This window comes from Marinobacter sp. (genome assembly GCF_014859525.1).
Taxonomy (GTDB): domain Bacteria; phylum Pseudomonadota; class Gammaproteobacteria; order Pseudomonadales; family Oleiphilaceae; genus Marinobacter.
Window position 1 is genome coordinate 1 of sequence record NZ_JACUUB010000107.1, and the last position, 6,548, is coordinate 6,548.

Consider the following 6,548-nt stretch of genomic DNA (forward strand, 5'->3'; position numbering starts at 1 on the left):
TCCAGAGGTTTCTGGTAAAAATCGGAAGCGCCCATGCCAATCGCTTTTACGGCATTCTCTTTGTCTTCGCGGCCGGTCACAACAATCACTTTTGTCATGGGTGCCAGGCGCAGTATGTCTTCTAACAGGGCAAAGCCCTCTGAGGCCCCGCCGGGGTCTGGGGGCAGGCCGAGGTCGAGTGTGACGACTTGAGGTTCCATCCGTCGCAGGGCGGTCAGGGCAGATTCCCGGTCTGATGCAACAGCGACTTCGATGCCATCACTGAAACACCATCTCATCTGGCTTTGCAGGCCAGGGTCGTCCTCTACAATCAATAACTGCTTCACGACAACAATCAATCCTTTGGTCCGTGTGCTTCTTGCGTGCCGGACTGGGCTCGACCGGCATTTCCATACCTATGATTCTTAACTGAACATTGACACTTTGCAATGCTGAATCCAAAAAATAGATCAAGGCGCCGGTTAGTTGACGGTTTTTTCGGAAGAGGGTGTTGTTGATATTGGCGTAAAGGAGTCAGAGACCAAGGGGGCCGGGGTTGCCTTCGGCAATGGAATTCTTATGGAAAAGCAAGATCCCACACCTGGCTCGCTGGTTACGTCGATGCTGCCGTCCAGCTCCTGAATGTATTCCCTGGCCTGGTACGCGCCTATGCCCATGCCCGTCAGTCCTTTTGTGCTTTCAAAGGGCTTGAACAACTGGGTTTGGATGAAATCCTCCGTCATGCCCGTACCGGTGTCTTGAATAAAGATGACGACGTTACCTTTGGCGGTTTTCAGATTGATGGATATTTCGCCGTTGGCGGGCGTTGCGTCTTGAGCGTTTTGAATCAGGTGCCCCAGCACGCTTCGTAGCTGTTCCTTGTCGGCGCACACGTTGATGTCATCGGGGTTCCCCTTAAGTACCGGGGCGGGGGCGCGGTGACCGTGATGCTCGATCAGTTCTCGAACGATCTGGGTCAGGTTTATAGCACTGTGCTGGGACTCGGTTGGGCTGGATGGCTTGCGGATGTGGTCCACCAGATTGGCCATTTTCCGGACAGCATGGTCGGTGGTGGCGATCATGTCGTCAATAAAAGCAGGGTTAGACCGGTGTTTGGGGGCGTTTTTGACCAGCAATGACAGCTGTGCGATCAGCGTTTTCAGATCGTGGACCATGAAGGCTGAGGCTTTGCTGACGGCCTCGAATTGCATGGCGCGGGAGAGTCGGTTTTGGGCATCTGTCTGAGCCAGGAGGTTACAGGTTTGGCGCGCCACGACTTTGATCAGATCAAAGTTCTCCCAGTTGAGATCAACGCGGGAGTAGGGCGTGCCGACCATGGCGATGCCGTAGAGTTCGTTGCCCAGATACATGGGTATGATAAGCCATGCGTCGGGGGTATTGGTGATCGGATCTGGTATTTCCAGCAGGTTGTAACGAATGGGGTCTGAGCGGTATTCGCCAAGATCAATAATCCATTCGCGCTCCTGAAAGAACCGGACGATTTCAGCATCGTTATCGATCAGCGTGTATTTGGGTATGGCCAGATTTACACTGGCTTTCAAAACGTAATCTTTTTGCTCACCTCGAAGCCAGATGGCGCCGGCATTGCTTTCAACGAGGCTGGCAAGGATGCGGATAACCCGCTCAGGTAGAGGCGGGTTATCACTCAGATTGGCCAGCTCCCGGGTCATTTTCAGCCACTCTTCCCGGTAGTCGTATTTGTAGTCGAAGAAGTTTTGGCTGATAAAGACCATCAGTTTGGCCCGGATTCGCCGGGACAGCAGAAGGGTGACCAAAAAGGCCAGTGAGATGGAAACGAACAGCACTTGCAGTGCTTCGCCCCATGCCCCGCCTAACGCTCGAACGTAGTAGCCGCCGATGGCGAGAAACAGAAGGTAGCTGCCTGCAAACAGGAAGGTGCCCGCGTGAAAGACCGCTGCGCGGGACAGTTGAAAATCTACCGGCTGTTTGCGGGTGTTAATAACGTTGATGGCAAACAGTGGCATTAAAGCTGCATTCACGAATCCACGGGCGTTCCAGAAGGAATCCGCCACTTGGCCGAACAGCAGCGCGTCTGCATACATGAAAAAGTCATAGATAAAGATGGTGGCCACGCCGATGCACAGGTATTTCATTGATGAGCGGCCAAAGCCCGGGGCGTTGCGCCAGATTTGCTCGATCAGTGATAAGCCCAGCAGTGCCAGCGCTATCTGGCCAATGACCTTGGTTTTGCCGTTCAGCAGTGCTAGATCAAAAATGAATTCCAGGCTGCCAAGGGTTAGCAGTGTGATGAGCAAACCAAAGATGGAAACGCCAAGCACTTTTTTGAGTTGGCTGGTCAGCTTGCTGTGGCGATAAGAGTCACGCAGCATCGCGAATAACAACAGTACCCAGGCCGTGTCTCGCAGCAGTTCCAGCAGGTAGCGGACAAAGAACCCGGGTTGCCCCCAGATACCCTGGGCGACAAGGGTTGCTGCCCAAAAAGTGGTGACCAGGGATGCCAGAAACAAGGCACGGTCAATATCCCGCCTCAGATAGCGGGTGGCGATCATCACCGACAACACGGCAAACACGGCAGCCGCCGCGCCATGGCTGATTACGCTGAGATCCCTGAGCATTAGGTCTTTCCTTAAACCTGAATTCTGTACTTATTTTATACAGAGTAGCTGCGAACAGCCATGATCGTCCATCACAATCCAAACATTCCGGCAGCCGGGCTACACCGGTTTTTTATTGTTCTGGTAGTACCTGAAGATCTCTTTCAAGGGGCGTTTGGGCGTAAAGTCGAACTCTCGCGCAAATGCTCTGCCGTCGATCACGACCGGGTATTTGAAGAAAGATAACAAAAAGGGTGGAAAGCTGTGCAGGTTAAGCACCTTCGATATGGCCTTCGGGATGATGGGTGGTATGGATGGCAGCGGTATTCGCTGGCAGCCGCACAGCTTGAGCGCCTGCTGATAGGCCACCCAATCCTGGGGCGCGACGTTGAACACGCCTTTGACTGGCTTCTGCCAGGCCAGAACAATGGCGTCTGCCATGTCATCGATGTGGATGAACTGCATCATCGGAGAGAAACCGGCCAACACCGGTGCCCGTTCGCTGCCCAGCAGAGAGCTCATGGAGTTGCGAACGCCCGGGCCCACAATGTTGCAGGGTCGAAGGATGGTGATGTTCAGCTCCGGGTATCGCCATAGATAGATGTTGGCGAGATTCTCCAGTTCAACAGAGTCCACCAGATCGGCGCTCAGTCCGGCGCTTTTTAGCGGAGCTGATTCGTCGATCAGCGCGGGGTTGTAGGCCACTGCACCATAGACATGGTAGGTGGACAGCACGATGATTCTGCGAATGCCATACTTTTGCGACAGGTCGAGCAGTTTCTGGGTGCCCAGCACGTTGGCGTTATAGCGGCGCATGCGGGTGAGCTGGCTTGAAAGAATTCGCCCCAGGTGGATCACGCCATCAAACTGATAGCGCCTGAACAGGTCTTCAAATACCCGTTTATTGAAATCGATGCAGTAGCTGGGAATGTCGTCGCCCAGGTAGACCTGCTCGCGAAAATCCACGGCCACCAGATCACAGGTGTCTCTGAGCTGGTTGATCACTTGCTGCGCGAGGGCGCCCGCCGCGCCAGTGACAAGAATGTGCGGTCTGCGTTTTGTGGTCATCAGAACAGCCTTTTCCGTTCGCTCAGTCCTTTATCAATCAGCCTGCTGATCTCTGCTTTTACTGCTTCCACCCGCTCAGACACGATGTCTTCCGGAATCTCGGTGTTGTCAAAGTGCATGGGTGGGCCAAAATTTAAATGCACTTTGGCCGGGAAGATAAAGGGCAGGGCAACCGGCACATAGGGCACACCCAACGCGTTGGCGAGTGGTTTAATATTGGCGATAGCGGGGATGGTCTCCTCGCAGCCCACGACGCCTACCGGCACAATGGTTGCGTTGTACTTCATGGCAAGATGCATGAATCCGTTACCAAATCGTTTCAGTTGGTAGCGATCCCGGTATAACTTGCCTGAACCGCGTACGCCCTCCGGGAAAACAATCACGGCTTCATCGTTCTCCAGCATTTTGGCGCAATTGACGGGATCGCCAAGAACGGCACCCATTTCATTCAGAAGATTGCCAAGCCAGGGCACGGTTGGAAAAAAGCGCTCAATCATGGCTCTTGGAATGCGCGGTTTTTCCTGGCGAGACGCAAGCGCGTAACCCACCAGTAAGCCGTCCAGGGGCAGTTGGCCGGAGTGGTTGGCGATGATCAGTACCGGGCCTTCCGCAGGTACGTTATCTACGCCATCGGCCTGCACCCGAAAATACCTTTCATAGACCTGGCGAGTGACCGAAAGGCCGTATTTGATGGCGTCGTTGTTATAGCCCCATGGGTCATAGCCGAGGCTGCCTATGGGTTTGCGGATCCGGTCTACCTGAGCTTCGAGCTCTGCCGGTACCAATCTGGATTTGAGAAACGATGCCAGGCCCATGCCTGCTCCCTGTGTCAGTTTAGTGTTCTTGGGCTGTCAGGCCCGACCGATAAACACGCCCATGGTGTGGCTTTGGCCTTCATTTAATACACGGTAATCTCCGGCTGCATTGGCGGTTTCGACACACAGCATTTTTTGCCAGCCATTGGCTGGAAAATCTGATAGCCGCTTGGCCTTCTCTGGTCCCGGGTTCCAGACCACGGTGGAGTCGCTGCCAACTGCGGTGAGCTTGCGTTTGGCCATAGGCGTGACGACGATGAGAGGCTCGCGAGATTCATAAATGCGGTCGATTTCACCGTCAAAGTAAATGGGACCTTCCTGGGTGCAATACTCCCAGTCCTGCAGTGTATCCACATACTGACTGTTGCCCAGCCCGAGCACCCGACTGCGATGGATGTCTGCAGTTGGCAGGTAAGTGTGCAAAGCCTGGCTGAAGGCCAGCGGCTGCCTGGACAGGTTGGTGGTGGTCAGGGCGATCTGACAGCCACGGACAGAAAAGCTGAAGGTGATTAACGCCAGGGCGTGACCGTCCCACTGGTCGGCGAAGTCCTCGTTGGCGTTCAGAGACAGGCTGATTTCGACCTCATGGGCGCTTTCCCGAACGTCTTCGAGGCTCCACACGGCGATACGAGCAAAGCCGTGAGCGCTCGGATGACGAACGCGCTTGCGAATCTCGGGCGGGTTTTTCGCGGGATCTCCGAACCAGGGCCAGCAAATCGGCACGCCACCGCGGATTGCCCGGCCAGGTTGAAATTTGGCTAGCTCGCTTAACCAGAGCCAGTTGTTCTGATCTCTTGGTGAGAAGTGGCTCAGATGCGCGCCCTGCAGGAAAAGCGTCGCCGTAAACAGAGGGTGGCGCACCTCAAGCGCTTCAAGCTGGCCGATGGTGTGCCAGCGCGTGAAGGACCACTGCCCGGGGGTAACAGAAGCCGGTGGTTTGTTACTGCTTTCTGACATGGTGAGGTACGGAGTCCTTAAGTGTATCTGCTTATCAAGAGAGTAAATTAAATCTGCGGCGTCGGCGAGTTTGATCATACAATGATCGAAATTTCAGAGACCAGGTTGATGGATGATCACGACAACGGTGCGGTGATTGTTGCGCTGACAGATTCGCTTTTAGCGCGCACAGACGGGTTGTTAACGGCAGCCGTTGGCGATGCGCTGAGTACTGGGTGTGACCCGGCAGTGCCCGCCAGACTGACTGATGAAGAGTGGCTTGATGCGTTAGCCGACAGCTTGAGTGATTTCTCCTGGTTAAGCCTGGAGCTCAGTACCCGGTTGCCGGAGGGGTTGCTGGCGGCCTTGCTTAACGAAGTCACCATATTGCACAAAACCGAAGCGATGAATCGGGCGGGCATTGGCCGTGGCGCCAGCCTGGTGGAGGATCGCAGCGTGCGCCGTGACAAAATTGCCTGGCTGGAAGGCTTCAGTGAGCCTCAGGCTCTGCTGTTCCGTTTTCTGGATCAGATCAAAGACGGCCTTAACCAGCGGCTATTCCTCGGTCTGAAGCGATTTGAAGCTCATTACGCAACCTATCAGAGTGGCGATTTTTATAAGTGTCATCGGGACAGTTTTCGAGGGCGCGCCTCGCGTGTAATCAGTCTGGTGCTCTATCTGAACGATGACTGGGGTCTGGAAGATGGCGGTGAGTTGCAGGTGTACAGCTCTGGGGAGGGTGGCCAACCGGTCGGTTTGGTGCGCCCGGAGGCAGGGCGAGCTGTGTTGTTCCTGAGCGAGGAGGTACCTCACGAGGTGCTACCCGCAAAACGCACCCGCCACAGCATTGTGTGCTGGTTCCGGCAAGACGAAGTGCCATTGCCGTTATAGGGCGTTGTAGTCCGTAAACCCTTCTGCTACTATGCGCGCCGCTTTCGGGGAAATGTCCCGGAACGTCGTTATGGTGGCCCCATTGGTGCCTCCGCAACATGAAACCGTCAACCCGGTCAGGCCCGGAAGGGAGCAGCCGAAGCGGTGGATGTGTGTGCCGGAGGATTGCTGATGGGGTCACCCCCAGATTGACTCCCTGCTTTCTCTTTACTATTCCTTTTTCTGGCGTTCTCTCTGTTGTTTTTGTGAACTGGTTCACGCT

At 55.0% G+C, this 6,548-nt stretch carries 6 protein-coding genes and 1 other RNA gene; 2 read left to right on the top strand and 5 right to left on the bottom strand.

What is annotated here, in order from left to right; all coding sequences use genetic code 11:
• The 5 genes from IBX51_RS13855 to IBX51_RS13875 all read right to left on the bottom strand — a co-directional run.
• Positions 1-278: response regulator (locus tag IBX51_RS13855; RefSeq protein ID WP_291831889.1), on the bottom strand; the 278-nt coding region annotated here is incomplete at its 3' end.
• A gap of 183 nt (positions 279-461) precedes the next feature.
• Positions 462-2,597: an XrtA/PEP-CTERM system histidine kinase PrsK gene (prsK, locus tag IBX51_RS13860; RefSeq protein WP_291831883.1), complete on the bottom strand. Its 2,136-nt coding sequence runs from the start codon at positions 2,595-2,597 to the stop codon at positions 462-464.
• 99 nt (positions 2,598-2,696) lie between these two features.
• Positions 2,697-3,644 (bottom strand): SDR family oxidoreductase, encoded by a 948-nt coding sequence (locus IBX51_RS13865; RefSeq protein ID WP_291831884.1) that lies wholly within the window; start codon positions 3,642-3,644, stop codon positions 2,697-2,699.
• Positions 3,644-4,459 carry a lysophospholipid acyltransferase family protein gene (locus tag IBX51_RS13870; protein ID WP_291831885.1) on the bottom strand — a complete coding sequence of 272 codons (816 nt, stop codon included), beginning with the start codon at positions 4,457-4,459 and terminating at the stop codon, positions 3,644-3,646. The genes IBX51_RS13865 and IBX51_RS13870 overlap by 1 nt, the downstream gene beginning before the upstream one ends.
• 36 nt (positions 4,460-4,495) lie before the next feature.
• Positions 4,496-5,416, bottom strand: coding sequence for a D-hexose-6-phosphate mutarotase (locus IBX51_RS13875; RefSeq protein ID WP_291831886.1), 921 nt, complete (start codon positions 5,414-5,416; stop codon positions 4,496-4,498).
• Between the two features lie 108 nt (positions 5,417-5,524).
• Between IBX51_RS13875 and IBX51_RS13880 the strand changes: the two genes are divergently transcribed.
• Together IBX51_RS13880 and ffs are read left to right on the top strand one after the other, a co-directional pair.
• Complete coding sequence (locus IBX51_RS13880; RefSeq protein ID WP_291831887.1) at positions 5,525-6,286, top strand: 2OG-Fe(II) oxygenase; 762 nt, start codon at positions 5,525-5,527, stop codon at positions 6,284-6,286.
• Between the two features lie 80 nt (positions 6,287-6,366).
• An RNA gene (gene ffs / locus IBX51_RS13885) (signal recognition particle sRNA small type) lies at positions 6,367-6,463 on the top strand.
• The last annotated feature ends 85 nt before the right edge of the window (positions 6,464-6,548 follow it).

Coding starts and splice junctions, on each gene's coding strand:
- prsK (WP_291831883.1), bottom strand. CDS start 2,597: ATGCTCAGGGATCTCAGCGTAATCAGCCATGGCGCGGCGGCTGCCGTG.
- IBX51_RS13865 (WP_291831884.1), bottom strand. CDS start 3,644: ATGACCACAAAACGCAGACCGCACATTCTTGTCACTGGCGCGGCGGGC.
- IBX51_RS13870 (WP_291831885.1), bottom strand. CDS start 4,459: ATGGGCCTGGCATCGTTTCTCAAATCCAGATTGGTACCGGCAGAGCTC.
- IBX51_RS13875 (WP_291831886.1), bottom strand. CDS start 5,416: ATGTCAGAAAGCAGTAACAAACCACCGGCTTCTGTTACCCCCGGGCAG.
- IBX51_RS13880 (WP_291831887.1), top strand. CDS start 5,525: ATGGATGATCACGACAACGGTGCGGTGATTGTTGCGCTGACAGATTCG.